The 26245-nt window shown below is 63.0% G+C and carries 25 protein-coding genes; 19 read left to right on the top strand and 6 right to left on the bottom strand.

Annotated features, from left to right (window positions below):
• Window positions 1–65: 65 nt before the first annotated feature.
• On the bottom strand, window positions 66–749 hold the full coding sequence (locus H3H55_RS04140; protein WP_129513869.1) for a GntR family transcriptional regulator: 684 nt from the start codon (window positions 747–749) through the stop codon (window positions 66–68).
• A 216-nt stretch (window positions 750–965) separates the two neighbouring features.
• On the opposite strand from H3H55_RS04140, the gene H3H55_RS04145 reads away from it, so the two are divergent.
• From H3H55_RS04145 to groL, 4 genes are all read left to right on the top strand, one after another.
• The gene (locus H3H55_RS04145) at window positions 966–1274 is read left to right on the top strand and encodes a hypothetical protein (protein ID WP_193097757.1); all 309 of its coding nucleotides are present in this window, start codon (window positions 966–968) and stop codon (window positions 1272–1274) included.
• 227 nt (window positions 1275–1501) lie between these two features.
• Entirely contained in the window at window positions 1502–2290 is a 789-nt protein-coding gene (locus H3H55_RS04150; protein ID WP_226800097.1) for a response regulator transcription factor, read from the top strand.
• Window positions 2291–3100: 810 nt separating this feature from the next.
• On the top strand, window positions 3101–3394 hold the full coding sequence (groES, locus tag H3H55_RS04155) for a co-chaperone GroES (RefSeq protein WP_048251535.1): 294 nt from the start codon (window positions 3101–3103) through the stop codon (window positions 3392–3394).
• A 46-nt stretch (window positions 3395–3440) separates the two neighbouring features.
• A complete protein-coding gene (gene groL, locus H3H55_RS04160) occupies window positions 3441–5081 on the top strand; it encodes a chaperonin GroEL (protein ID WP_047899968.1) in 1641 nt (546 codons plus the stop codon).
• Window positions 5082–5225: 144 nt separating this feature from the next.
• Here groL and H3H55_RS04165 read toward each other — a convergent pair whose 3' ends face one another.
• The gene (locus tag H3H55_RS04165; protein ID WP_048251533.1) at window positions 5226–6092 is read right to left on the bottom strand and encodes a hydroxymethylpyrimidine/phosphomethylpyrimidine kinase; all 867 of its coding nucleotides are present in this window, start codon (window positions 6090–6092) and stop codon (window positions 5226–5228) included.
• Window positions 6093–6346: 254 nt separating this feature from the next.
• Between H3H55_RS04165 and H3H55_RS04170 the strand changes: the two genes are divergently transcribed.
• The 8 genes from H3H55_RS04170 to H3H55_RS04205 all read left to right on the top strand — a co-directional run bounded on the left by H3H55_RS04170 (window position 6347) and on the right by H3H55_RS04205 (window position 12956).
• Entirely contained in the window at window positions 6347–6517 is a 171-nt protein-coding gene (locus H3H55_RS04170; protein WP_004186709.1) for a rubredoxin, read from the top strand.
• A 104-nt stretch (window positions 6518–6621) separates the two neighbouring features.
• Window positions 6622–7923 (top strand): hypothetical protein, encoded by a 1302-nt coding sequence (locus tag H3H55_RS04175; protein ID WP_193097758.1) that lies wholly within the window; start codon window positions 6622–6624, stop codon window positions 7921–7923.
• Between the two features lie 182 nt (window positions 7924–8105).
• Complete coding sequence (locus H3H55_RS04180) at window positions 8106–8684, top strand: YqgE/AlgH family protein (protein WP_011351143.1); 579 nt, start codon at window positions 8106–8108, stop codon at window positions 8682–8684.
• A complete protein-coding gene (gene ruvX, locus H3H55_RS04185; RefSeq protein WP_048251531.1) occupies window positions 8681–9130 on the top strand; it encodes a Holliday junction resolvase RuvX in 450 nt (149 codons plus the stop codon). The genes H3H55_RS04180 and ruvX overlap by 4 nt, the downstream gene beginning before the upstream one ends.
• Window positions 9117–9632: a bifunctional pyr operon transcriptional regulator/uracil phosphoribosyltransferase PyrR gene (gene pyrR / locus H3H55_RS04190; RefSeq protein WP_193097759.1), complete on the top strand. Its 516-nt coding sequence runs from the start codon at window positions 9117–9119 to the stop codon at window positions 9630–9632. The genes ruvX and pyrR overlap by 14 nt, the downstream gene beginning before the upstream one ends.
• Window positions 9633–9706: 74 nt before the next feature.
• Window positions 9707–10738: an aspartate carbamoyltransferase catalytic subunit gene (locus H3H55_RS04195; protein ID WP_027807413.1), complete on the top strand. Its 1032-nt coding sequence runs from the start codon at window positions 9707–9709 to the stop codon at window positions 10736–10738.
• 51 nt (window positions 10739–10789) lie between these two features.
• On the top strand, window positions 10790–12079 hold the full coding sequence (locus H3H55_RS04200; protein ID WP_193097760.1) for a dihydroorotase: 1290 nt from the start codon (window positions 10790–10792) through the stop codon (window positions 12077–12079).
• 19 nt (window positions 12080–12098) lie between these two features.
• Window positions 12099–12956 carry a lysophospholipid acyltransferase family protein gene (locus H3H55_RS04205; RefSeq protein WP_129513873.1) on the top strand — a complete coding sequence of 286 codons (858 nt, stop codon included), beginning with the start codon at window positions 12099–12101 and terminating at the stop codon, window positions 12954–12956.
• Between the two features lie 32 nt (window positions 12957–12988).
• Here the strand turns inward: H3H55_RS04205 and H3H55_RS04210 are convergent, their stop codons facing one another.
• On the bottom strand, window positions 12989–13828 hold the full coding sequence (locus H3H55_RS04210; RefSeq protein WP_193097761.1) for a symmetrical bis(5'-nucleosyl)-tetraphosphatase: 840 nt from the start codon (window positions 13826–13828) through the stop codon (window positions 12989–12991).
• A gap of 342 nt (window positions 13829–14170) precedes the next feature.
• Between H3H55_RS04210 and rfbB the strand changes: the two genes are divergently transcribed.
• The 7 genes from rfbB to H3H55_RS04245 all read left to right on the top strand — a co-directional run bounded on the left by rfbB (window position 14171) and on the right by H3H55_RS04245 (window position 21337).
• Window positions 14171–15232 carry a dTDP-glucose 4,6-dehydratase gene (gene rfbB / locus H3H55_RS04215; protein ID WP_129513875.1) on the top strand — a complete coding sequence of 354 codons (1062 nt, stop codon included), beginning with the start codon at window positions 14171–14173 and terminating at the stop codon, window positions 15230–15232.
• A gap of 11 nt (window positions 15233–15243) precedes the next feature.
• Window positions 15244–16137 carry a glucose-1-phosphate thymidylyltransferase RfbA gene (gene rfbA, locus H3H55_RS04220; protein WP_193097762.1) on the top strand — a complete coding sequence of 298 codons (894 nt, stop codon included), beginning with the start codon at window positions 15244–15246 and terminating at the stop codon, window positions 16135–16137.
• On the top strand, window positions 16122–16673 hold the full coding sequence (gene rfbC / locus H3H55_RS04225; RefSeq protein ID WP_129513877.1) for a dTDP-4-dehydrorhamnose 3,5-epimerase: 552 nt from the start codon (window positions 16122–16124) through the stop codon (window positions 16671–16673). Before rfbA ends, rfbC begins: the two co-directional genes overlap by 16 nt.
• The gene (gene rfbD, locus H3H55_RS04230; protein WP_193097763.1) at window positions 16666–17580 is read left to right on the top strand and encodes a dTDP-4-dehydrorhamnose reductase; all 915 of its coding nucleotides are present in this window, start codon (window positions 16666–16668) and stop codon (window positions 17578–17580) included. The genes rfbC and rfbD overlap by 8 nt, the downstream gene beginning before the upstream one ends.
• Window positions 17581–17711: 131 nt before the next feature.
• Window positions 17712–19130, top strand: a complete 1419-nt coding sequence (locus tag H3H55_RS04235) for a mannose-1-phosphate guanylyltransferase/mannose-6-phosphate isomerase (RefSeq protein WP_193099447.1) — start codon at window positions 17712–17714, stop codon at window positions 19128–19130.
• 97 nt (window positions 19131–19227) lie between these two features.
• Window positions 19228–20139 carry a glycosyltransferase family 2 protein gene (locus H3H55_RS04240; protein ID WP_193097764.1) on the top strand — a complete coding sequence of 304 codons (912 nt, stop codon included), beginning with the start codon at window positions 19228–19230 and terminating at the stop codon, window positions 20137–20139.
• Between the two features lie 343 nt (window positions 20140–20482).
• The gene (locus H3H55_RS04245) at window positions 20483–21337 is read left to right on the top strand and encodes a class I SAM-dependent methyltransferase (RefSeq protein ID WP_193097765.1); all 855 of its coding nucleotides are present in this window, start codon (window positions 20483–20485) and stop codon (window positions 21335–21337) included.
• A gap of 330 nt (window positions 21338–21667) precedes the next feature.
• Here the strand turns inward: H3H55_RS04245 and H3H55_RS04250 are convergent, their stop codons facing one another.
• From H3H55_RS04250 to H3H55_RS04260, 3 genes are all read right to left on the bottom strand, one after another.
• Window positions 21668–23566 carry a glycosyltransferase family 2 protein gene (locus H3H55_RS04250; RefSeq protein WP_226800099.1) on the bottom strand — a complete coding sequence of 633 codons (1899 nt, stop codon included), beginning with the start codon at window positions 23564–23566 and terminating at the stop codon, window positions 21668–21670.
• Between the two features lie 319 nt (window positions 23567–23885).
• Window positions 23886–25286, bottom strand: a complete 1401-nt coding sequence (locus H3H55_RS04255; protein ID WP_193097767.1) for an ABC transporter ATP-binding protein — start codon at window positions 25284–25286, stop codon at window positions 23886–23888.
• Complete coding sequence (locus tag H3H55_RS04260) at window positions 25276–26100, bottom strand: ABC transporter permease (protein WP_193097768.1); 825 nt, start codon at window positions 26098–26100, stop codon at window positions 25276–25278. The genes H3H55_RS04255 and H3H55_RS04260 overlap by 11 nt, the downstream gene beginning before the upstream one ends.
• Between the last annotated feature and the right edge of the window lie 145 nt (window positions 26101–26245).

Below are 26245 nucleotides of genomic sequence, written 5' to 3' on the forward strand. Positions count from 1 at the left end.
CGTGCGCGATTGAGCTTGCACGATATATACCTGGTTGCGGGTGTGCTCAATTCATCGAAGGCATATCAGACCGCAGCTCGCGAGTGATACGGTTCAAAATCGAGGGTAAAGCAGTCCCGCGTAAATGCATCAATGTAGTCCATCATCATGTCTGATGCGAGTTCGGCTTCCTGCTCGTCACCATCAGCTACTGCACGCGCGACTCTCACGTGCTGCAGACTTGCCGACGGCAAATTATTCAACCGTTTGTGATACATGAAGTAAAAGCGCCGGGACAACGCATGTAACGGTGCGATAGCCTCGGCAGCGAACTGATTTCGCGAACACTGAGCGATAAGCTGATTGGCCGCATATAGGCTTCTCAAGTAGTCGACAACGTTTTGTGATTCGCCTGCCGCGTCGAGTTTTTCAACGACGTCGCGGATCTGCTCGCGCTCCTCGGGCGATGCACGCCGTGCAGCGCGCCGTGCGATGAGGCGCTCGAGTTCACGGCGTGTTTCGAGCACGAGCAACTGATCATGAATGTTCGGGACCGTGATCATGATGCCGTGACGCGGCACGATCTGAAGCAGATGCGACGCAGCCAGTCGTTGTGCGGCCTCGCGAACCGGCGTTCTCCCCGTATTGAGCTTCTCCGCGAGGGATGCCTCCGACCAGACACTGCCGGGCGCAAGCTCGAGCGTCACGATCAGTTCTTCGAGTTTCTGGTGAGCCTGTTCGGCAAGGGTGGTACCCGTTAGTCCGTTCATGTGTCCGGTGATCCAGCAGAAAATATTACTAACATATTAGCGTGGTCACCCCCCGTTTTCAACTCGCTGTAAAAGGGGTCAATGCTGGCGAGCGGGTTTACCCGCTTTGACCTCTATCAAGCGTCTCGATATCCTGCTGATATGTCAGTAACATCTGAGTGGCATACTTGATGAGCGAGTTGGGCCGAAGACACGGCGGCGGCGTGCCGGACACCGATGGATCTGCCCAATTCGCTGATCGCTACCGAGGTCGGCATGCGCGTCGCTGATATCGGTGCCAGAGTGCGTGGCACGCTCGTGATGATCTGCTGGCTCGGTGAGTGCGGCCTCACTGGAATTGCATACAACATTCGCGAACGGATGTTCACCTGCGTGATTGCGGCCGCGGGGCTCCGGATGAATTACCGGCAACCAAAAGCGGCATCGCGCGCGAAATGGGGACGCAAAAACCGGCTATCTGCCCGTGGAGGATTCCGATGGGTGCAGCAAGACTTCCACGCTCGTCGCCGAGCACGTGCTGTTTGAAATAAAGGGCGCCGAATTTATTTTTATCGAAATGAGAATGCACGAAAAAATGTGCAGGTGTCCGCTCGGGTTGTGTTGTATCGGATCGAATGGGTCCGTTGTGAGTTGAATTGATGTTGAAGTTTGAGTGAGGAAGATCTCAATCGCTCGGTAGTGGTTAAAAATATTACATTTGTGTCTGCATGTTCGGGCGATCGATTGGAGTGGTCTGAAAATTAATCGTGTCGATGAAGGCTGGGGGTGTTATGAGTATCCTGTTAGTGGAAGGCGATCCGGGTCAGGCGTCAGCGTTTGAAAAGGCGCTGCGAGGGTCAAACCGGGAAATTTCGGTGGCGTGCGATAGTGCGCGAGCCGTTCAGTTTCTGAGAAAGAAAGTCGTGGAGCTCGTGGTGCTTGACTGGAGAATCCCGGACGCCAGCGGTCTGAATTTGTTGCACTGGATTCGAGCCAATCTTGGAGACGCGCCCGTCGTTTTGTTTCTGGCCGCGAGAACGCTGGAGGCAGATATTGCCGCTGCGCTGGATGCCGGGGCCGACGAGTACATTGGCAAGCCCTTTCGTGAGATCGAGTTGATGGCTCGAATCAATGCGCTGCTGCGTCGAAGCGGCCGAAATAAAAAAGCCGATAATAGAGTCGAGGTTGGGGCGTATGTTGTGAATCCGCTTATGCGCACGATAACCCTGCACGGCAAAAATATCGATTTGACTGCGAAGGAATTTTCCTTGGCGAGTTGCCTGTTCAATAATCTTGGAAACGTAGTCTCCCGAGATTCCTTGTCGACCTTGGCATGGGGGCGGACACTGGATGGCACGTCGCGAAGCCTTGACACGCACATCTATCGACTTCGTCAGAAATTGGCGCTTCGCCCGGAAAACGGCTTTCAATTGAGCGCTGTGTATACGCACGGCTATCGGCTCGATATGGTCGACGATTTCTCGACGGCGGAGAATTTCGTGGTCCGTGGCCAGGTCGCGCGAGGTGCGATGACTGAGGGTGCCGCTTCCGCGCTGCTTTAAAAATGCCGCGTGATTCGTCCGGTGAATGAGGGGTGTGCGGCGAAAGTGATCTGAGGTGCTCCTCGTGGTGATTTCGCGAGCGAGATCCTCGTGACCTGACCCTGTGACAAGACGAATTCGATGGGTGGCCGGTCGACGAACAGATCGTCCGGCTCTCGCACGGCAGTGCATTTTGACCATTCCGCCAACAGGCGGCTTCGAGGCCGGTTGCTTTCTCACAGGCAACCGGCCGACGTCGCTCGGGAAACAACATTCGTCCTTCCGATCGATGTGTGGCCGATCGGGCGTTCACGATTGCCCGTCGAGCGTCGGCTGAGACGCGGCGAAGTGACCAACTGCTCCGATCCTGAGAGGAGGACGTCGTGACGCGCTGCCTGCGCGTTGATCGCGAATATATGTTTGCACCCTATTTGTTTCGACAGCGCTTGCTCGGGATGTACGGGAATTCCCGAGGTGTCGCAGCCGCTGCTGCATGGCCATGGCGACGAACCGAACAGGCAACTCCTGCTATCCTCCCGGATACCGCCTCCGTCGCTCGTGGTTTTTGCTAGGCTATTGTTTTTGCACGATATATTTCCGTGGATCCGGCCTTTTCCACATCGCCTCACGCCCAATCTCGCGCGAACGAAGCTCAGCGCCGAGCGCCCCCCGCCTGCCCGGAAAAATCCTCCGGATCCCCTTCTTGAATTTGTCAAAACCCGTCCATATAATTAGCACTCGCTGCACGAGAGTGCTAACAATTCTCTGCCGGGCGATTTGCCGGGCAGATTCCCTAAGCGTTCTTCAATCTCAGTCAAGAGAGGAGTGAATATGAACCTTCGTCCTTTGCACGATCGCGTGATCGTCAAGCGCCTGGATCAGGAAACCAAGACCGCCTCGGGCATCGTGATCCCCGAAGCTGCTGCTGAAAAGCCGGATCAAGGCGAGATCCTCGCGGTCGGCCCGGGCAAGCGTGACGACAAGGGTGCACAGATCGCGCTCGACGTGAAGGTCGGCGATCGCGTCCTGTTCGGCAAGTACGCAGGCCAGACCGTGAAGGTCGACGGCCAGGAACTGCTGGTCATGCGCGAAGAAGACATCATGGCCGTGGTCAACGCTAACTAAGCGTCCTCCGACGGTACATATTCCCAAGAATTCAAGGAGTTAGAAGATGGCAGCTAAAGACGTCGTATTCGGCGATTCCGCCCGTTCGAAGATGGTCGAAGGCGTGAACATTCTCGCCAACGCAGTCAAGGTCACGCTGGGTCCGAAGGGCCGCAACGTGGTGCTCGAGCGCAGCTTCGGCGGCCCGACGGTCACCAAGGACGGTGTGTCGGTCGCGAAGGAAATCGAGCTGAAGGACAAGCTCCAGAACATGGGCGCGCAAATGGTCAAGGAAGTCGCTTCCAAGACCAGCGACAACGCAGGCGACGGCACGACGACGGCAACCGTCCTCGCGCAATCGATCGTTCGCGAAGGCATGAAGTACGTCGCATCGGGCATGAACCCGATGGACCTGAAGCGCGGCATCGACAAGGCAGTCGCAGCGGCTGTCGAAGAGCTGAAGAAGATCAGCAAGCCGTGCACGACGAACAAGGAAATCGCACAGGTCGGCTCGATCTCGGCGAACAGCGATTCGTCGATCGGCGATCGCATCGCTGAAGCGATGGACAAGGTCGGCAAGGAAGGCGTGATCACCGTCGAAGACGGCAAGTCGCTGGCCGACGAACTCGACGTCGTCGAAGGCATGCAATTCGACCGCGGCTACCTGTCGCCGTACTTCATCAACAACCCGGACAAGCAAGTCGCCGTCCTCGACAACCCGTTCGTGCTGCTGCACGACAAGAAGGTGTCGAACATCCGTGATCTGCTGCCGGTACTCGAGCAAGTCGCGAAGGCTGGCCGTCCGCTGCTGATCATTGCTGAAGACGTCGAAGGCGAAGCGCTCGCAACGCTGGTCGTCAACAACATCCGCGGCATCCTGAAGACCGTTGCGGTCAAGGCACCGGGCTTCGGCGATCGTCGCAAGGCAATGCTGGAAGACATCGCGATCCTGACCGGCGGTCAAGTCGTCGCGGAAGAAACCGGCCTGACGCTCGAGAAGGCAACGCTGGCAGAACTGGGCCAGGCGAAGCGTATCGAAGTGGGCAAGGAAAACACGACGATCATCGACGGCGCAGGCGAAGCCGTGAACATCGAAGCACGCGTGAAGCAAGTGCGCGCGCAAATCGAAGAAGCGACGTCGGACTACGACCGTGAAAAGCTGCAAGAGCGCGTGGCCAAGCTGGCCGGCGGCGTGGCAGTGATCAAGGTCGGTGCTGCGACCGAAGTCGAAATGAAGGAAAAGAAGGCACGTGTCGAAGACGCACTGCACGCAACGCGCGCAGCTGTGGAAGAAGGCATCGTGGCAGGCGGCGGCGTTGCGCTGATCCGCGCTCGCACCGCGATCGCAGGCCTGACCGGCCTGAACGCTGACCAGAACGCCGGCATCAAGATCGTGCTGCGCGCGATGGAAGAGCCGCTGCGCCAGATCGTCACGAACGGCGGCGAAGAAGCCAGCGTCGTGGTGGCGGCAGTTGCTGCAGGCAATGGCAACTACGGCTACAACGCAGCGACGGGCGAGTACGTCGACATGGTCGAAGCCGGCGTCGTCGACCCGACCAAGGTCACGCGTACCGCACTGCAGAACGCAGCTTCGGTTGCAGGCCTGCTGCTGACGACGGACGCAGCTGTTGCAGAACTGCCGAAGGAAGATGCACCGATGGCTGGCGGCATGCCGGGCGGCATGGGCGGCATGGGCATGGACATGTAATCGACTTCGGTCGATGGTGTCCGGAGCGCGCAGCGATGCGCGTTCCAGCCAAAAGAAAAGACCCGCAGCGATGCGGGTCTTTTTTTATTTGCGCGCGGGATTCGCTGCGCGCGCGGGCCGGCGTTCAGGCCTGCCGCGCGCGCTTCAATGCCGGTGCGACGTCCTCGGCACCGGGTCGACTTTCGTGGCCGGCGGCGTGTCCGAATCTTCGTTGCTGCGCGCCCAGAAGAACCGGTCGGGCATATGCGCACCCATGCCGGGCCGGAACGCGTCGCGCACGGCCTGGTACAGGTACTCCTGCGCCTCGCGGACCGCCTCGGGCGGCTCCTGGCCGTTCGCGAGCAGTGCCGCGATGGCTGCACCGAGCGTGTCGGTGATGCCCATCAGGCGGTGCGGCGAGCGATCCCACATGTCCTCGCGGAGCTGGCCTTCCTCGCCGTACAGCGTGTTGACGAGCCGGTGCGAGCCCATTTCGGACGACAGGATGTACTCGCAACCCTGCGACAGCAGGTGCGATACGGCCGCGTCGAGATTCGGCGCCTCGGCATCGCCGTCCGGCTGTGCGAGCGCGATCAGCGTCGCGTAGTCGGCGACCAGCAGCGTCGTCTGGGGTGCCAGCAGGTCGGCGATCGATTCGCGCAGGTCGTCGGCTGCCAGCACGTGTTCGTCGTCGAGCGTGAAGTCCGGCGCGAGCACGAGCGGCACGCCGTCGTAGTCGGCGACGACCTCGGCGATCGCGCTCACGACTTCCGCGCGCGTCGCCGCGCCGATCTTGAACGCGGCGACCGGCATGTCCTCGAGCAGCATGCGTGCCTGGGCGGCGACGACGTCGGGATCGAGGCCGGTCACTTCGTCGCAGGCGGCCGAGTCGCGCACGGTGTAGCCCGTCAGGACGGACACGCCGTGACAGCCCATGCTCGCCAGGGTCATCAGATCGGCTTGGAGGCCGGAGCCGCCGGTGGGATCGGACAGGCCGAAGGTGAGGACGATCGGAGGGGCGTTGCTGGACATGTAAAAATGGGGCAAGAGAAAAACGGGAAAGCGACGGGTATGCGGACGGCGAGGCGAAATGGGCTTTTTCGGCCCTGTGTTGCCCGGCAGGCCGCACTTTTCAGCCATTATGCGGCGTAATCCGGCCTGCACGACGGATTTTTTAGCGCAGCGCAACGTAGTTGCCGTACTCCAGCGCGATTGCTAGGCAGTCCGGCCCCGACACGGTACCATCATGGCTCCCGAATTTACCGACTTTCCCGACGCGGCTTAAGATGGAATACAAGAGCTGGATGTGCCTGATTTGTGGCTGGATTTACGACGAAGAAGCCGGGCTGCCGGAAGAGGGCATTGCCCCGGGCACGCGCTGGGAAGACGTCCCGATCAACTGGACGTGTCCCGAATGCGGCGCCCGCAAGGAAGACTTCGAGATGGTCCAGATCTGACCGGACCCTTGGCCCACGGACACACCGCTCAGGCCTCGCATCGGCCCGGCGCTCGCGCGCCGAGGTTCGCGCGAGCGACTCGACGATGACAGGCGCGCGTGTCCATGACGGCCGATCCGGCGAACGTTCCCCAACCTGACGCACTGCCCAACCCGCGTGGTGGGGCGGTGCGCGCGGCCGACGCGTGGCTTGCGGCGGCCGCCGACGCATTCGAGCGTCGCGACGACGCAACCGCGCCGCTGTCCGCTGCCGCGGCCGTGCTGGCGGAAGCCGGCTGGCTGCCGGCCGCGCGTTTCGCGGGGCAACTGTCGGCCGCCGCGGCGCTCGTCGCCACCGAGCCGACTTCGGCCGGCTGGCGTGCCGCGTTGCGCGATTTCCGCGCGGCCGTCGGGCGCCACAACCTGCGCGAGCTAGCCTGCTCGCCCGTTCTCTTCGAGCATTTCCGTGCGTTGCGTGCGCAAAGCGCCGCCGACCTGCGCGCGAGCGTGCCGCTCGACGCGCTCGCGCTCGTCGGTCGCGCGGTGCCGCCAGCGACGCTGCGGGCGCTGCCCGATGCGTTCGCGACCCGGATACGCGCCCGCTACGAGCAGGCGCTGCTCGGCGTGCTGCGCGCGCAGCACGGCGCGCCCGATGCGGCGCTCGACGAACTCGAGGCGATGCTGGCGGCGCTCACCGACGACGGGCCGTACGATTTCTGGCGGCTCGCGACCGCGTGCCTGCGTGCGCTGCGCGCAAGCGGCGCGCCCGAGCTGAAGCGTTTTCTCGCGCGGACGAACCTGCTGCTCGGCGAGCATGCGCAGGGCCGGCGCAGTGCGCCGCCCGAGCTCGTATGCGAGGCGGTTGCGCTGTTGTGGCGCGATTTCGCGCTGTTCGGCGCCGCGGCCGAGGATGTCGCGCTCGTCGACGTGCTGCACGACTACGGGCTGACGGTCGACTGGCACGTCGCCGGCACGCCCGCGTCCGAAGCGCTGTGGGAGGCCGATGCCGCGCGGGCCGAGCACGATGCGGTGGTCGCCGCGCCGACCCGCACGCTCGGCGTCGTGACCGTCAATGCGCATGCCTATGAGGATTTCCTGCAGACGGCCGATGCGTCGATGGCCGATCTCGCGGTCGATCCGGCTGCCGCCGACGCGGGTGCCGCGTGGCATGCGTCCGGCGCCGCCTACCGGGTCGGCACGGCCGCGTGCGCGCTCGGGCTCGGCCACGCGGCGCTGCTGGCCGATACGCTCGGGCTCGCGTGGCGCCGTGCGGCGCACGGCGTGCCGCTCGCCGACGGCGGCCTCGATGCGCACCGTCACGCGTCCGACATGTTGCGCGCGGCGCTGCTGAAGATCGCGGCCGGCGTCGCGCCGCCCGACCTCACCGCGGCGTCCGCGGCGCTTGGCGCGGCGCTCGGCCGGACCTGACGAACAAGGGGACGGACACATGGCGGCGGCCCTTGCCGCGCGGGCCTGCAACACGCTCCCGACAGCGCCCGCGCGCGTGTTAGAGTGCCGTGTGATCCGCGCGCGCCGTTGCCAGCGTGGCGCGGCGTTGCTTGTTGATCGCGGCCCGGTCAGGTCGCGGCGTCTTTGCTAAAATTCAAACCATGTCAAAGCCTTCCGATCGCATCAATCTCACCAACCAGTTCCTGATCGCCATGCCCAACATGGCGGATCCGACGTTTTCGGGAACGGTGGTCTATCTTTGCGATCACAGCGAGCGCGGTGCGCTCGGCCTCGTCATCAATCGCCCCACCGACATCGACCTCGAATCGCTGTTCAACCGCATCGACCTGAAGCTCGACATCGAGCCGTTGCTGCACATTCCCGTGTACTTCGGCGGCCCGGTCCAGACCGAGCGCGGTTTCGTGCTGCACGAGCCGGTGGAGGGCGCGAGCTACAACTCGTCGATGTCCGTCGAAGGCGGGCTGGAGATGACGACGTCGAAGGACGTGCTCGAGGCGGTCGCGACGGGCACCGGCCCGAAGCGCTTCCTGCTGACGCTCGGCCATGCGGGCTGGGGCGCAGGGCAGCTCGAGGAAGAAATTTCCCGCAACGGCTGGCTGACGGTCGCCGCCGATCCGCGCATCGTGTTCGACACGCCGGCCGAAGAGCGCTTCGAAGCCGCACTCGGCCTGCTCGGCGTCAGCTCGTCGATGCTGTCCGGCGAAGCAGGGCACGCATGAGTGGCGCGAGCGCGCGCGATGCGACGCTCATGGCGTTCGACTACGGCGAAAAGCGTATCGGCGTCGCGATCGGCAATGCGCTGACGCGCTCGGCCCGCGCGCTTCTCGTGATCCAGAACCTGAACCGCGAACACCGCTTCAAGGCGGTCGGCGACTTGCTGGCCGAATGGCGGCCGGACGCGCTCGTCGTCGGCCTGCCGATGCATCCGGACGGCACGCCGCACGACATGACGCAGCAGGCGAAGCGCTTCGGCAACCAGCTGAACGGCCGCTTCGGGCTGCCCGTCACATGGGTCGACGAGCGCTATTCGTCGGTCGAGGCCGAGGCCGGGCTGCGCGAGCGCAACGTGCGCGGCCGCGCCCGGGCCGAGATGCTCGACGCCGAGGCCGCCCGCGTCATCCTTCAACAGTATCTCGATCAATTGTCCGACCATGAGCACCATTGATGCCGAGGCGCTTTACCGCGTCCTGCTCGACCAGATCCGCGCCGCGTACGGTACGGCTTTTGCCGAACCGGGCGGCCCGCGCCTCGCCGGCATTTACAGCGGTGGCGCGTGGCTCGCCGAGCGTCTCGCGCGCGATCTCGGCGCACCGGCGTTCGGCGTCGTGAACGTCGCGCTGCATCGCGACGACTACGCGAAGAAGGGCCTGCACAGCCAGGCCAGCCCGACGTCGCTGCCGTTCGAGATCGACGGCGCGCGCATCGTGCTCGTCGACGACGTGCTGTACACCGGGCGCACCGTACGCGCGGCGCTCAACGAACTGTTCGACTATGGCCGTCCGGCCGCGGTCGAGCTCGCGGTGCTCGCCGATCGCGGCGGCCGTGAGCTGCCGGTTGCCGCGCGTTTCACGGGCGGCGCGCTCGACGTGCCGGCCGGCGCGACGCTCGTGCTCGCGCGCGACGATGCCGCGCAGTTCACGCTGCGCGTCGAGGCGCACGGCGCCTGAACGGCACGCGAAACCGTATCCCGGGCCGCTGGTTCGCACCGCGGCCCGTTTGCATAGTTGGAATCACGCACACCATGACCACCGACACCACTGGCCGCACCGGCAATCCCGCCGCGGCCGCGAGCCCCGACCGATTCCGCTACGGTTTCCTGAAGGGCAACCCGCAGCTCACGAAAAACGGCGAGCTGAAGCATCTGCTGTCGATCGAGGGCCTGCCGCGCTCGATCGTCAATCACATTCTCGATACGGCCGAGCAGTTCGTCAGCGTGACGGACCGTGAAGTGAAGAAGGTGCCGCTGCTGCGCGGCAAGTCCGTCTTCAACCTGTTCTTCGAGAACTCCACGCGCACGCGCACGACCTTCGAGATCGCCGCGACGCGCCTGTCGGCCGACGTGCTGAACCTGAACATCAATGCGTCGTCGACGAGCAAGGGCGAATCGCTGCTCGACACGATCAACAACCTGTCGGCGATGCACGCCGACCTGTTCGTCGTGCGCCACGCGTCGAGCGGCGCGCCGTACCTGATCGCCGAGCACTGTGCGCCGCACGTGCACGTGATCAACGCCGGCGACGGCCGTCATGCGCACCCGACGCAGGGCCTGCTCGACATGTACACGATCCGTCACTACAAGCGCGACTTCACGAAGCTGCGCGTGGCGATCGTCGGCGACATTCTCCATTCGCGCGTCGCGCGCTCCGACATCCATGCACTCACCACGCTCGGCGTGCCGGAAGTGCGTGCGATCGGCCCGCGCACGCTGCTGCCGGGCGGTCTCGAGCAGATGGGCGTGAAGGTGTTCCACAACCTCGACGAAGGGCTGAAGGGCGTCGACGTGATCATCATGCTGCGCCTGCAGAACGAGCGGATGAGCGGCGCGCTGCTGCCGTCCGCGCAGGAATACTTCAAGACCTGGGGCCTGACGCCCGAGCGCCTCGCGCTCGCCGCGCCCGATGCGATCGTGATGCATCCGGGCCCGATGAACCGCGGTGTCGAGATCGATTCGCAGGTCGCCGACGGTCCGCAGTCGGTGATCCTCAACCAGGTCACGTTCGGCATCGCCGTGCGGATGGCGGTGATGGGCATCGTCGCCGGCAACAACGACTGAGCCCGCTTTCGCGCATCCTTTTCACGCAATCAACGCATTCACAGACAGCGCATGAAGATTCATATCAAAGGCGGCACGCTGATCGACCCGGTCGCCGGCACCGAGCGGCAGGCCGACGTATTCGTCGCGGCGGGCAAGATCGCCGCGATCGCCGAGGCCGGCACGGCGGCGCCGGCCGATTTCAACGCCGCGAAGACCATCGACGCATCGGGCCTGATCGTCGCGCCCGGCCTCGTCGACCTGTGCGCGCGGCTGCGCGAGCCCGGCTACGAGCACAAGGCGACGCTCGCGTCCGAGATGGCCGCGGCCGTCGCGGGCGGCGTCACGACCCTCGTATGCCCGCCGGACACCGATCCCGTGCTCGACGAGCCGGGCCTCGTCGAGATGCTCAAGTACCGCGCACGCAACCTGCACCAGGCGAACGTGCATCCGCTCGGCGCGCTGACCGTCGGTCTCAAGGGTGAGGTGATCACCGAGATGGTCGCGCTGACCGAGTCCGGCTGCGTCGGCTTCACGCATGCCAACGTGCCGGTGCGCGACACGCAGGTGCTGCTGCGCGCGCTGCAGTACGCGAGCACCTATGACTACACCACGTGGCTGCGCCCGCTCGACGCGTTCATCGGCCGCGGCGGCGTCGCCGCGAGCGGTGCGCTTGCGTCGCGGCTCGGGCTGTCCGGCGTGCCGGTCGCGGCCGAGACGATCGCGCTGCACACGATCTTCGAACTGATGCGTGTGACGGGCGCGCGCGTGCACCTCGCGCGGCTGTCGTCGGCGGCCGGTCTCGCGCTCGTGCGTGAGGCGAAGGCCGAAGGGCTGCCCGTCACCTGCGACGTCGGCGTGAATCACCTGCACCTGATCGACGTCGACATCGGCTACTTCGATTCGCAGTTCCGGCTCGACCCGCCGCTGCGCAGCGAGCGCGACCGCGAAGCGATCCGCGTGGCGCTCGCCGACGGCACGATCGACGCGATCTGCTCCGACCACACGCCCGTCGACGACGACGAGAAGCTGCTGCCGTTCGGCGAAGCGACGCCGGGTGCGACGGGGCTCGAGCTGCTGCTGTCGCTGACGCTGAAGTGGGCGGAAGAAACGCGCACGCCGCTCGCGCAGGCGCTGCGCCGCATCACGTCCGCGCCGGCCGACGTGCTGAAGCTGCCGGCCGGCCGCCTGGCCGAAGGCGGCGCGGCCGACCTGTGCGTGTTCGATCCGCGCGCGCACTGGCGCGTCGAGCCGCGTGCGCTGAAGAGCCAGGGCCACAACTCGCCGTTCCTCGGTTACGAACTGCCTGCCTGCGTGCGCACGACGCTCGTCGCCGGGCAGGTCGCGTTCGAGCGCCACTGACCCACGCCGGACCTTCGCCATGACCGCCCTTCGCAAGCTGCGTCTCGTCTTTCACCTGTTGCGCGGCATGGCGATCGTCGCGCTGCGTTTTTCGCACGTCACGCCCGCGCGCCGCGCCGAGATGACGCGCCGCTGGTCGCTCAAGATGCTGCGGATCTGCGGGATGCGCGTCGTCGTCCATAACGACGGTGCGCGGCTCGACGCGAGCGCGCTCGTGGTCGGCAATCACGTGTCATGGCTCGACATCTACGCGATCAACGCGTGGCGGCCGACGCCGTTCGTGTCGAAGGCCGAGGTGCGGCAGTGGCCGGTCGTCGGCTGGCTCGCCGAGAAGCTCGACACCGTGTTCCTGCAGCGCGAGAAGCGCACCGAGGCGATGCGGATCATGCACGAGATGGCCGAGCGTTTGCGCAACGGCGGGCTGATGTGCGTGTTTCCGGAGGGGACGACGACCGACGGGCAGGAACTGCTGCCGTTCCATGCGAACCTGTTTCAGGCCGCGGTGTCGGCCGGCTGCGCGGTGCAGCCGATCTGCCTGATGTACGAGGACGCGCAGCGGCGGCAGTCGGTCGCGCCGGCCTACACGGGCGAGCTGTCGCTCGGCAAGTCGCTCGACATGGTGTTGCGCGGCGGCCCGCTCGTCGCGCACCTGTACGTGTGCGAACCGATCGCGCCGGGCGGTGACCGGCGCACGACGTCCGCGGCGGCACGCGAAGCGATCGCAGCCGCGCTGGCGACGCTGCAGGCGAACGTCGGCAAGCCGACGGCCGAGTCGCTCGCGGAGCTGGCCAGGCACGCGTATCCGGCGACCGAACTGGGCGCCGGCGCGGCGGGCGACGGGGCGGCCGACCAGCCCGTGCCAGGGCGCGAGGGCTGACGCGCTGTCCGGCCGGACGAATCAGCGCGTCATTACTCGCCGCCCGGCGCGCCGCACGCTTCGCATTGCACCTGCGTGACCGTGCGCTGCGCCGGATCGGCCGTCAGCCGCACGGCCGACAGCTGGTTCCCCCACACGCATCCCGAATCGAGCGCGACGACGTTGTCGCGCAGCATCAGGCCGAGCGCGGCCCAGTGCCCGAACACGACCGTCACGTCCTCCGTGCGGCGCCCCGGTACGTCGAACCACGGCAGGTAGCCGGGCGGCGCGCTGGCGGGGCCGCCGTTCGCCTTGAATTCCATCTCGCCGGCGGGCGTACAGAAGCGCAGGCGCGTGAATGCGTTGAACGCGACGCGCATCCGGTCACGTTTCTTCAGGTCCGCGCGCCACTGGTTCGGCTCGTTGCCGTATAGCTTCTGCAGGGTGTCGCGCCAGTCGGGCGCGCGCAGCGCGCGCTGGAGTTCGTCGGCGAGTTCGAGCGCGAGTGTCGCGTCCCATTGCGGCAGCACGCCCGCATGCACGAGCAGCATCCCGTTCTCGACGTGCACGAACGGGCGGTGGCGGACCCAGTCGAGCAGCGCGTCGGCGTCGGGGGCGTCGAGGATCTCGCCGATGGTGTCGCCCGGCCGTTCGGTGCGCAGGCCGGCGGAGACCGCGAGTAGGTGGAGGTCGTGATTGCCGAGCACGACGGTCGCACGCGGGCCGAGGTCCACGAGCGCACGCAGCGCGGCGAGGGAGTCGGGCCCGCGGTTGACGACGTCGCCGGCGATCCACAGCGGCGTGTCGGCGGGGGCTGAAAGCTTTTCCAGCAGCGACTGGAAAGCAGAATGACAGCCTTGGATATCGCCGATGGCGATGGGGGTTCGGGTCATAGGGTGGTGGATGTTGCGCGCGCTGGCTGTGCGCGAAGATTAGTCCGATTGATCATTCTTGCGCAATTTTCTTTGCGAAAAATGCGCATGCGATGGAATGAAATTTCACTGGCACGCAGGGTTCGGACTGCTGTATCAAGTTGTTAGCGGCATGGCTTTTGCGCGTGACGGCTCCCTATAATTATCGTTCTCCCCAACAAAATTAGCATTTCATGACTTTGGAGGCCATGTCGACCGGTTAAAATTCCCGGTCTGACGGAGCGGTCACAAGCGACTAGCACTTGTGAATCTGATGCGGCGAGCGCCTGACGGTGTTCGCCGCGCATTACTAGAGGGAGCCTCATGATCCTGGTTACGGGCGGCGCGGGTTTTATCGGTGCCAATTTTGTACTCGACTGGCTGCGCGAATCCGACGAAGCCGTGCTCAACGTCGACAAGCTGACGTATGCAGGGAACCTGCGCACGCTGCAGTCGCTGGACGGGAACCCGAAGCACGTGTTTGCACGCGTCGATATCTGCGACCGTGACGCTCTCGATGCGCTGCTCGCCGAGCACAAGCCGCGCGCAGTATTGCATTTTGCTGCGGAAAGCCACGTTGATCGCTCGATCCACGGCCCCGCGGATTTCGTGCAGACCAACGTCGTCGGCACGTTCACGCTGCTCGAGGCAACCCGTCAATACTGGAACGGCCTGAGCGACACCGACAAGGCGGCGTTCCGTTTCCTGCACGTGTCGACCGACGAGGTGTTCGGTTCGTTGTCCGCGACCGATCCGCAATTCTCCGAAACGACGCCGTACGCGCCCAACAGCCCGTATTCCGCGACGAAGGCAGGCTCCGACCATCTGGTGCGCGCGTACCATCATACGTATGGCCTGCCGACGCTGACGACGAATTGTTCGAACAACTACGGTCCGTACCAGTTCCCCGAGAAGCTGATTCCGCTGATGATTGCGAATGCGCTTGCGGGCAAGCCGCTGCCGGTTTATGGCGATGGCCAGAACGTGCGCGACTGGCTGTACGTCGGCGATCACTGCAGCGCGATCCGCGAAGTGCTCGCGCGCGGCGTGCCCGGCGAGACCTACAACGTCGGCGGCTGGAACGAGAAGAAGAACCTCGAGGTCGTGCATACGCTGTGCGACTTGCTCGACAAGGCCCGCCCGAAGGCGGCCGGTTCGTACCGCGACCAGATCACCTATGTGACGGATCGCCCCGGCCACGATCGTCGTTATGCGATCGATGCTCGCAAGCTCGAGCGCGAGCTCGGCTGGAAGCCTGCTGAAACGTTCGAGACCGGCCTGGCGAAGACGGTCGACTGGTATCTCGACAATCAGGTCTGGGCCGATGAGGTCGCATCGGGCGAGTACCGCAAGTGGGTCGAGACGAACTACGCGAAACGCGATTGAGGAGAGAAGCGATGGCACGCAAAGGCATCATTCTCGCCGGCGGTTCCGGCACGCGGCTGTACCCGATCACGCACGTCGTATCGAAGCAGCTGCTGCCGGTGTACGACAAGCCGATGATCTACTATCCGCTGTCGACGCTGATGATCTCGGGCATTCGCGACGTGTTGATCATCTCGACGCCGCAGGACACGCCGCGCTTCGAAGCGATGCTCGGCGACGGCAGCCAGTGGGGGATGAACATCCAGTACGCGGTGCAGCCGTCGCCCGATGGCCTCGCGCAGGCCTTCATCATCGGCAAGGCGTTCGTCGGCAACGATCCGTCGGCACTGATCCTCGGCGACAACATCTTCTACGGTCACGACCTGGCGAAGCAGCTCGATCGCGCGCATGCGCAGGAAACCGGCGCGACCGTGTTCGCGTATCACGTGCACGACCCGGAGCGTTACGGGGTCGTCGAGTTCGACAAGTCGTTCCGCGCGCTGTCGATCGAGGAGAAGCCGGCGAAACCGCGTTCGAACTACGCGGTGACGGGCCTGTACTTCTACGACAACCGCGTGTGTGATATCGCGGCCGACATCAAGCCGTCGCCGCGCGGCGAGCTGGAAATCACCGACGTCAACTCGCGTTATCTCGCTGACGGCGCGCTCAACGTCGAGATCATGGGGCGCGGTTACGCGTGGCTCGATACCGGTACGCACGATTCGCTGATCGAGGCGGCCAGCTTCATTGCGACGCTGCAGAAGCGGCAGGGGCTCGTGGTCGCGTGCCCGGAGGAAATCGCGTATCGCCGCAACTGGATCGATGCGGAGCAGGTGCTGAAGCTCGCGCAGCCGCTCGCGAAGAACGCGTACGGTCAGTACCTCAAGAACATTCTTACGGATCAAGTCGCATGGCCATCCAAGTAACGGCGACGGCGCTGCCCGAAGTCAAGATCATCGAGCCGAAAGTGTTCGGCGATGCACGCGGGTTCTTCTACGAAAGCTTCAACGGGAAGGAATTCGCCGAGCAGGTCGAACCCGGCGTCGAATTCGTGCAGGACAACCATTCGCGCTCGTCGAAGGGTGTGCTGCGCGGGCTGCACTATCAGGTCCAGCATGCGCAGGGCAAGCTCGTTCGCGTGGTCGAAGGTGAAGTGTTCGACGTTGCCGTCGACATTCGCAAGGGTTCGCCGAACTTCGGCAAGTGGGTGGGCGTCGTCCTGTCGAACGACAACCATCGGCAGCTGTGGGTGCCGCCCGGTTTCGCGCACGGTTTCGTCGTGCTGTCGGAGGCCGCGCAGTTTCTTTACAAGACGACCGACTACTGGTTCCCGGAGCACGAGCGCAGCATCGTGTGGAACGATCCCGAGATCGGGATCGAGTGGCCGATCGACTTCGAACCGTTGCTGGCGGCGAAGGATGCCGCGGGCAAGCGTCTGAGCGAAGCCGAAGTTTATGCGTGAGGTAGGTGTGAAACCTGAACCGACGATCCTCGTGACGGGCGTGAATGGCCAGGTCGGATTTGAACTGTTGCGCTCGCTGCAAGGCCTGGGTCGCGTGGTGGCATGCGATCGTTCGAAGCTCGACCTGTCCGATCTCGATCGGGTGCGTGATGTGGTGCGCGAGTTGAAGCCGTCGATCATCGTGAATCCCGCCGCTTATACCGCCGTCGACAAGGCCGAGACCGATCAGGAGGCTGCCCGCCGCCTGAATGCCGACGTGCCGCGCGTCCTGGCCGAAGAGGCGGCGCGCAGCGGGGCGGCGCTGGTTCACTACTCGACCGATTATGTGTTCGACGGTGCGAAGGAGGGCGAGTATCGTGAAACCGACCTCCCCGATCCGCAGAATGTCTATGGCCTGACCAAGCTCGAAGGCGAGGCCGCGATCGCCTCGACCGGGTGCCGGCATCTCATTTTGCGCACCAGTTGGGTATATGGCGCGCGAGGACACAATTTTCTGCTAACGATGCTCCGTCTGGGCGCTGAGCGTCCCGAACTGAAAGTCGTGGCGGATCAATTGGGCGCGCCGACCTGGAGTCATGCGATCGCAGCGGCGACTTCGCACATGATTGCGCAGGCGCGCGGTGCGGCGGATGCGGCGGAATGGTGGGACGCGCGCTCCGGCACCTATCATTTGACGGCGGGTGGCGACACCTCGTGGCACGGATTCGCTTCGGCGATTTTCGAGCTGGCCAACCTCCCGAAGCGGCCGGTCGTATTGCCGATTCCGGCTGCGGACTATCCGACACCGGCGAAACGGCCATCGAATTCAAGGTTGTCGAATATCAAGCTGGCGCAGGTTTTCGGTGTGGTCATGCCGCATTGGCGTGAATCTCTCGGGCTTTGCCTCGCCGGTATGCAGAGAACGTGATCGTTTCTGCGATGTGAGGGTCGATCGCGCGTCTTGCACGTTTCGTGCCGAAGCGCGTTGATGTGGGCTGATATCCGTGGTGTCGTACGTCGACCGTAGCGCGTCGATGGTCATTGCAGTACGAGGAACATGTGAACTTGTTGCCGATTATTCTTTGCGGCGGTGCCGGGTCGAGACTCTGGCCCGTGTCTCGTGAATCGCATCCCAAACCGTTCATTCGGCTTGCCGACGGCGAAAGCCTGTTGCAGAAGGCCTTCCTGCGCGCGGCGAGACTGGAGGGTGTCGACGAAATCCTCACCGTCACCAATCGCGAACTTTTCTTCAAGACCGAGGACGAGTATCGCGAAGTCAATGCCACCGGATTGGCGACCTCGTTCATTCTCGAACCTTTTGGCAGAAACACGGCCGCCGCGATAGCCGCGGCGACCTTGTATGCAGCGGCAACGCACGGTGAGCAGGCCGTCATGCTCGTGCTTGCGGCGGATCATCTGATCAATGACCAGCCCGCGTTTGCAGACGCTGTGGAGAAGGCATCGCAGCTGGCCAAGGGCGGGCGGGTCGTGACGTTCGGCATCGAGCCGGACAGCCCGGAAACCGCATACGGATATATCGAGGCGGACGGAACCGACATCGTGCGTTTTGTCGAGAAACCCGACCTTGCGCATGCACAGCAGTATCTCGAGTCCGGGCGGTTTCTGTGGAACTCGGGGATGTTCTGTTTTGCTGCCGGAACCATGTTGCGCGAGCTGGCCGAGCATTGTCCCGACATACTCGATTCGGTGAAAGCCTGCATCGATGCATCACCGTCGTCGTCGAGTACGGGCGGTGGAACACAGATTCGTCTCGAACCGAACAGCTTTGGCGCGGTTCCGGATGTTTCCGTGGATTACGCGGTGATGGAGAAGTGCCGGCAGGGGTCGGTGGTGCCTTGTTCGATCGGCTGGAGCGACGTCGGATCATGGACGGCACTGGGTGATCTGGCAACGCCGGACGAGCATGGCAATCGTGTGGAAGGTGAGGCGCTGCTTGTCGATGTAAAGAACAGCTATCTGCAGAGCTCCGAGCGTTTGATCGGCGCGGTCGGTGTCGAGAACCTGATCGTGATCGACACGCCTGACGCATTGCTGATTGCGACACGCAGTCGTGCGCAGGACGTGAAGCAGATCTATGCGGAACTCAAGGCGACCGGCCATGAGGCGTACAAGGTGCATCGGACGGTGCATCGTCCGTGGGGCACGTACACGGTGCTCGAAGAGGGGCCGCGATTCAAGATCAAGCGCATTTTCGTGAAGCCTGGCGCAAGCCTCAGCCTCCAGATGCATCATCATCGCAGCGAGCACTGGATTGTCGTGTCCGGGATGGCCAGGGTTGTGAATGGCGATGATGCGTTCTTCGTATCGACCAACGAGTCCACGTACATCCCCGCTGGTCACAAGCATCGGCTGGAGAATCCCGGGGTCGTCGACCTGGTCATGATCGAAGTCCAGAGCGGCGAGTACCTGGGCGAAGACGATATCGTCCGCTTCGAAGATAACTACGGGCGGACATGACGCGACGGCAGGGCCGTCGTGTCAAAACGCGTGGAAATCGCAAGAAGGCGAACATGGCCACTTCTGACGATGCTGGTGCCGTAGGCGTGGCAATTTTATGAGCAATACTCAAGATCGATCCCCGAACACCGGTGCGGTGGTCGTTTTCTTTCATCCCGATGCGGCGTGTGTAGCGCGCGCCAATCGGCTCGCCGAGTCGATGCACTGCGTCGTCGTCGACAATACGCCGGCAGTGCTTGATCGCCGTGCCCTCGGGCTATCCGATTCGATCGAATACATCGCCAACGGGTGGAATGCCGGAATTGCAATGGCATTCAATCAGGGTGTCGGCTCGCTGATTCAGGCGGGTTGCGACGTCGCGTTGCTATTTGATCAGGATAGCGAACCGCCGCAGTCTCTGCTGACGGATCTGCCGGAACTGATCGCTCGGGCCCGGGCGTCGGGCAGCCGTGTCGCACTGATCGGTCCGGCGTATGAGGATCGACGTCTGCGGGGTGTTGCGCCGTTCGTCAGGTTTGGATGGGGAAGGCTCCAACGGATAGCGCCAGTGGGCGACGTACCCATCGAAGTCGATTTCCTCATTTCGTCCGGGTCCTGCATCAACCTCGAATGCTGGGACGAGATTGGTGCGATGGACGAGTCGCTTTTCATCGACTTCGTCGACCTTGAATGGTGCATCCGTGCGAAGCAGCGTGGCTATCAGGTCTGGGGGATTCCCTGGTTACGGATGAGTCACGAGCTGGGGGGCGAGCCGGTTCGGGTACTGGGGCGTCGTTATCCGATGCATGGGCCGATCCGCCATTATTATCAGTTCCGAAATGCGATCGCGTTGATGAAACGCGCGTCGATGCCGCTGAAATGGAAGCTAACGGAGCTCGTGAAGTTGCCGTTTCGAGTCCTGATTTATTGCCTGTTCCCGGAGCGGCGCGGAGAGCATCTTGCGATGGTATGGCGCGGAATCCGGGACGGGTTGCGTGGACGGCTCGGACCTTATTCCGATCGCGTTTGATGGGCGAAGTAGAGGGGGCCGCGGAGCGGGAGCATCGATTGTGCTGCGGCTCTGGAAATTCATGCATGAATTTATTGGTATTTATGTTCCGCATGTAAATCGAATGAGCGAGTCGATTTGCGTGGTCGATCTATATTGAATACAAGAACAGGTCGTTATCGGAAATTCAATCCCCGTGAATTCGGGGTGATCCGGAATTGGTATTAACCCCACTTCCTTTCAAAAAATAATATACCTTAATATTCCGTAAGCCTGTGGGCCGGAGTCCAACCGGTTATGCGTGGAAATTTGCCACGGCTATGGCATCAGAAGCCTACCCAAACCGTCTACCTGAGAGATGCGTATGGAGCCGACTCAAATTGCCCGCGGATATTGTCACGTCTGCGGATCGCACACTATTTTCAAGTCCTACGAACCGGTCGATTTTCCCTGCAAGCGTAATTCTTTCATATGCGAGAAATGCGGCTCGTCCGCAAGAAATCGACATATTGCGAAATCGGTTCTTGATTTGTGGAAGCGCGGCGATTCCCGTGCGTCGCTGGGAAAATTCGCAAAGGAGTTTCGCGGAACGGTGTTTGTCACGAGTACGACAGGCGCCATCGTGGAATTTCTGGCGCCGCTCGGGGATCGCCTCGTCACCAGTGAGTATGTCGACGGTGCCTCGTCAGGCGAGCGTCGCAATGGCGTGCTGTGCGAGGATATTCAGGATACGTCCTTCGATGACGGTTCATTCGATCTGGTCATCACCGAAGACGTATTGGAGCATGTTCCTCACCCCGACATGGCATTTGCCGAGATTCGACGCATTTTGAGCCCCGGCGGTTATCATGTTTCAACCATACCCGTCAAATGGCACCTTGTGAAAAGCGAGCCGCGTGCAATCATCAAGGGCGGCGCGATCGTTCATCTGCAGGAACCCGAGTATCACCTCGATCCGACCAGGGCAGAGGGAATACTTGCGTTCACTGACTACGGACAAGATATTCTCGCGCGATACTGCAATATCATCGGCAGGTCGGAGATGCTGGCTGCTCATGGCGACCTTGACATGGAGCGCGCATACGCAATCTATAACAATTGGGTTTTCCTGTCGCAACGCCAAAGGGCGGCTTCGCAGACTTCCGATCCATGGACAAGGCCCGCGAGACGATGGATGAGGGGGTTAGCCATGTTCGGCCATCGACAAAACAACGGTTGATCCCGATCCGTCGGATAGTCCGTGCCGAAAACCATCGGAAAATAACGAAACAAATGATGCAAATTTCTCGAGGCCTCGCCACCGCGCTCGCAGTGCTGACCCTTGTCGGATGCGCGGGTTCCAACGTGATCCCGACAGCCAACGGCGGCGGATATCGCGTCGGGCCCGCGGTAACCGGCGGATTCTGACGGCGGCACTGCAGGCCTTGTATCGCGGGCCGTTGGCCCCGGCTGCTGTCCCGGGCGCCGGGTTCGAGCGTCTTGACGGCCTGATGCGGAGCAAGTGGCGCTGCCCCCGTTCCACGCAGATCTCGCGCCAACAGGTGTGTGCCTAGTCGAGCGTGCCGATGCGCGGAGGGTTGGCCAGCGTGAACGGCAACACGTCGACGGCGAGGGAAAGATTCGGGTTGTACGCCGGATCACGACTCAGCGCGGCTCCCCATCGTTCCTCCATCCGACGCACCTCGCCCACGAAGCGCTGGTATTTGTCCGCTGCCATGTCCGAGCCGCGCGTCGCCGATTCGTAGTGGTACAGCTCGGCGTACGGCGTCCAGACGTTGCGGAAACCGGCGTCGCGTACCCGCAAGCAGAAGTCCACATCATTGAAGGCGACGGCGAAGGATTCGTCCAGGCCACGTACGTCGTCATAGATGCGCTTGCGTACGACCAGGCACGCAGCCGTGACGGCAGACAGGTTCTGTACCGATACGGCGCGGTTGAAGTAGCCGAAATTCCCGCGCTTGAGCATGTGATGCATATGACCGGCGACGCCACCCAGTCCCAGCAGTACGCCGCCATGCTGGAGCGAATTGTCCGGGTACCACAGGGCGGCGCCGACGACGCCGATCCCCGGTTGCGACGCGATACCGACCATTTCGTCGAGCCAGTCGGGCGAAATGACCTCGGTGTCGTTGTTCAGCAGGCACAGGAAACTGCCTGTCGCTGCCGCGGCGGCGGTGTTGTTCAGTGCGGAAAAATTGAACGGCGAATCGTCCCGGATGATCCGGACATTCGGACGTTGCGTAATCTCCTGGAAATACGCGAGGGTTGCCTCGTCGGTGCTGCCGTTGTCGACGACGATGATTTCGTAGTTCGGATAGACCGTGCGTTCGACGATGCTTTCGACGCACTGACGAAGCAACGCGACACCGTCTCGAGTCGGGATGATGATCGACACCTTGGGAGCCGGGCCGGGTATCGCATATCTCACCCGGAATACCGGTAACTCGCCGAACGGGCGCTCCACGGTTGCCGCGACGCCGGTGCGCGCGAGATGCGCTTCAATGGCGCGCTGCGCCGCGGTCGATGCATACGGCTTGGCGTGACTGGTCCCCGCGGTACTGCTGGCCGTGATGCGCCAGTGATAAAGCACATGTGGAATGTGAACGACACTGTCATCGCCGGCGATCTCGACGCATCGTAGGGCGAGATCGTAATCCTGGCTTCCTTCGAATCCGCGGCGAAAGCCGCCCGCTTGTCTCACCAGCGCGGTCTCGATGACGCCAAGGTGCGAAAACAGATTCTGCGTACGGAACAACGCAGGATTCCAGTCGCATTTGAAGTAGGGGGCCGTCCGCTGCCCGCGTTCATTCAGTTTGTCCTCGTCGCTGTAGAACATGCGCGCGTGAGGGTGCCGATTGATGTATTGCGCAACGACAAACAGCGCGTGGGGCGGGAGGATGTCGTCGTGATCCAGCAACGCGACGAACTCTCCCGTCGCCAGCGACAGCGCACTATTGCTCGCCTCGGAGATATGGCCGTTCTCGGTACGAAACACGAGCCGGATTCGCGAATCTTGCGCTTGATGGCGTGTCAGGATCTCGCGCGTGGTCTCGTCCGGCGACGCGTCGTCCGCGATGCAGAGTTCCCAGAACGGGTAGATCTGCTCCTGCACGGAACGAATCATTGCTTCGAGATGCGACGGATTGCTGTTGTACGTCGGGACGACGATGGAAATCAGCGGTCGCCGTTCGAATGATTGCAGCGCGCTTGCGGCGGCGGCGCGTTCCGCGTCGCCGAACCGATCGAACTTGTCGATCCAGTCGTGATAGACCTCGTCGGGGGGCGGGGCATCGGCGAATCCTCCACCCTCGCGGAGACGCCTGGACCGCGCAATGATCCCCTGGAGACCTTCACGTTTGAGCATGGTCGCGTAGTGCCCGAGCGCGCTCGGCAGGCTGCCGCGGACTACCGCCTGGCGCCGGATCGTTGCCGTCACGATGCCCGCCATGCGGATTGCAGACGTCACGCGTCGCAGCGGCGCGGTCAGTCGCCAGGAAAGCGAATCGCGGATGTTTCGCAGTTCGTCCTCGAGCCGGATTCGATCGGCTTCTGCGTTCGCGCGCAGGATATTCTCGTTGCGCAAGCCCGCGAGTTCACGTTCCAGTTCGACAATGCGTTGCGCCAGTGCGCTGCCCTCGACGTCGTCACCGGGGGGAGCATCGTGCTCGGTCGAATCGTGCGGGGCGCGGTGTTGGCCGGAAGTCATATAGGTAAAACAGGGCCCAGTCGGTATGGGTTGATGAGGTCCTCGGATGGACTGACGCGTTTTACGTAGTTTCTCGCACAAAAAGCTCGATGCGATTCATGGGGACGCCGACGAGTCCGGACGCAACACGGGCGGACTCCGATTTCACGATGATCGCATCGTGAACGCAGTCGAGTACGCGCGTGCCGCTGTCGGAGGGGGCCGTGACCAGCACGGTGAACGCGTAGTCGCCAGGCGGAAGAATCGGCATGTCGAAGCGGAACTCCGCGACGATGTGGCTCACGTTCGGAGACGACGAACCGGTTTCTCGCAGCGCGAAAACGCTGTCGTCGCCGAACAGCGGCTGCCCGAGTCGGTCCTTGACGAAAAATGCGACGTGCGGCGTGTCGGACCCGGTCCGGCGTATGCGAATCCGAAGCGAAACGCGTTCGCCGCCCGTGACCCAGGTCACGGCGGAGCCTTTCGTGTTGGTGAGGGTCGCGGATTCGATCAGCATCGAATCGCGTTGCGCCGGAAGCTCGTGCGGATCCAGGTCGATGCTCGGCAGGGGCGGCAGTACCTCGAGCGCGTTGTGCGGGAATCCGCTCCGCTGATCCGCGCGCGGTTCGTTGCCGATGGCGGAGGCGTCGAACTTTTTCGTGTCGGATTCGACGCGAGACACGCCGTCGTCCCCGCGCTTCCGGTAGAACGCCTCGAAATAGTTCATGCAGACGGTTTTTGCGCTTCCCGACTCGCGCATGACGCCTCGATCCAGCCAGATGACCCGGTCGCAGAGGCTGCGGATCGCGGACGAATCATGGCTGACGAACAAAACCGTTCCGGTCTGTTGAAAGCGGCGCAGGAAGCGCATGCACTTTTGCGTGAAGAATGCGTCGCCTACGGCCAGCGCCTCGTCGATGACCAGGATATCGGCATCGACGTGGGCAATGACCGCGAATGCAAGGCGGACGAACATACCGCTCGAGTACGTCTTGACTGGCTGATCGATGAAATGGCCGATATCGGCGAAGGCAATGATGTCGTCGACGCGCGAATCGATCTGTTCGCGGGTCAAGCCGTGCAACTGGCCGTTGATGTAGATGTTTTCCCGGCCGGAGTATTCCGCGTCGAACCCGGAACCCAGTTCGAGAAGCGCGGCAATGCGTCCGCGGGTTTCCACCGCGCCGTTGGTCGGCGCGAGCGTGCCGCAAATGATCTGCAGCAACGTACTTTTGCCGGAACCGTTTCGGCCGATGATGCCGACCGTTTCACCGCGCGTAATCTCGAAGTCGACGTCCTTGAGTGCCCAGAACATCCGGGCGCACGCGTGCGCACGGTGGCGCAGCGATGCGCGCAAGGCCGGGACCGGTGCGAGCCCGCTCAGCAAGCTGAGGACGCTGCGCTTCAGGCGGTCGGACGGTTTCCGGTACGACTCGAATCCTTTGGCGAGCGATGCGGCACGGATGACGACATCAGATGACATCGGCGAAACCCCGGCGCGTTTTCTGGAACCATGCGAAGCCGATCCACGCAACGGCGACCGCCATGAGTGAATAGATGGACCATCGATTCCAGTCGATCATGTGCCCCCAGATGAGAACGTCGCGGCCCTGTTCGATCGGATAGGTCATCGGATTCAGGTAGACGAAACCGCGAAATTGCTCGGGCAGCGAAGACACCGGGAAGAACACCGGCGACAGGAACATCAACGCGGTGATGACGATACCCACGGTTTGACCGATGTCGCGGAGATAGACGCCGGTGGCGGACAGTATCCAGCTCACGCCCATGATGAATACGCAAAGCGGCGCGAGGACGACAGGGAACAGAAGTGCGGTCAGCGGCACGCTGCCGACGATGAACCATTCGGCCACCAGCAGGATGCAGACGCTCACGCTGAGGTGGAACAGCGCCGACAACAGCGTCACGCACGGCAGGATCTCGAGCGGGAAGACGATCTTCTTGACGAAATTGGAGTGGGACAGGATTTGTCCCGGTGCCCTGTTCACGCACTCGGAAAACAGGTTGAATACGATCATGCCGGCGAACAGCACCACGGCGAACTCGCCCTTCGATGCGGCGTGCGACGCGTCGTTCCAGCGTGACTTGAACACTTCGCTGAAGACGAACGTATAGACGCTCAGCATCATGAGGGGGGTGAGCAGCGACCAGAAGATGCCCAGAAAGGACCCCTTGTAGCGTCCCACGGCGTCGCGACGCGCGAGATCGAGCATCAGGCGGCGATTTTTCACCAGTGAAGCGGCGAGGGATCGCGGCGAAAGACTAAAGCTTTGCATAAGTTCGACGACAAGATCAGCGGATGTGGCACGGCACATGGAGCCGGCGGGAAAGCGGATCCGTGCCGCCGCGATTGGATGATCGCAGGCGGGCGTCAGGCCGGTACAGCGCCTGCGGTCCAGTGCTTTGCTTTGGCCCTGGGGC

The organism is Burkholderia sp. Z1 (genome assembly GCF_014893795.1).
In the GTDB taxonomy this organism is placed as follows: Bacteria; Pseudomonadota; Gammaproteobacteria; order Burkholderiales; family Burkholderiaceae; genus Burkholderia; species Burkholderia theae.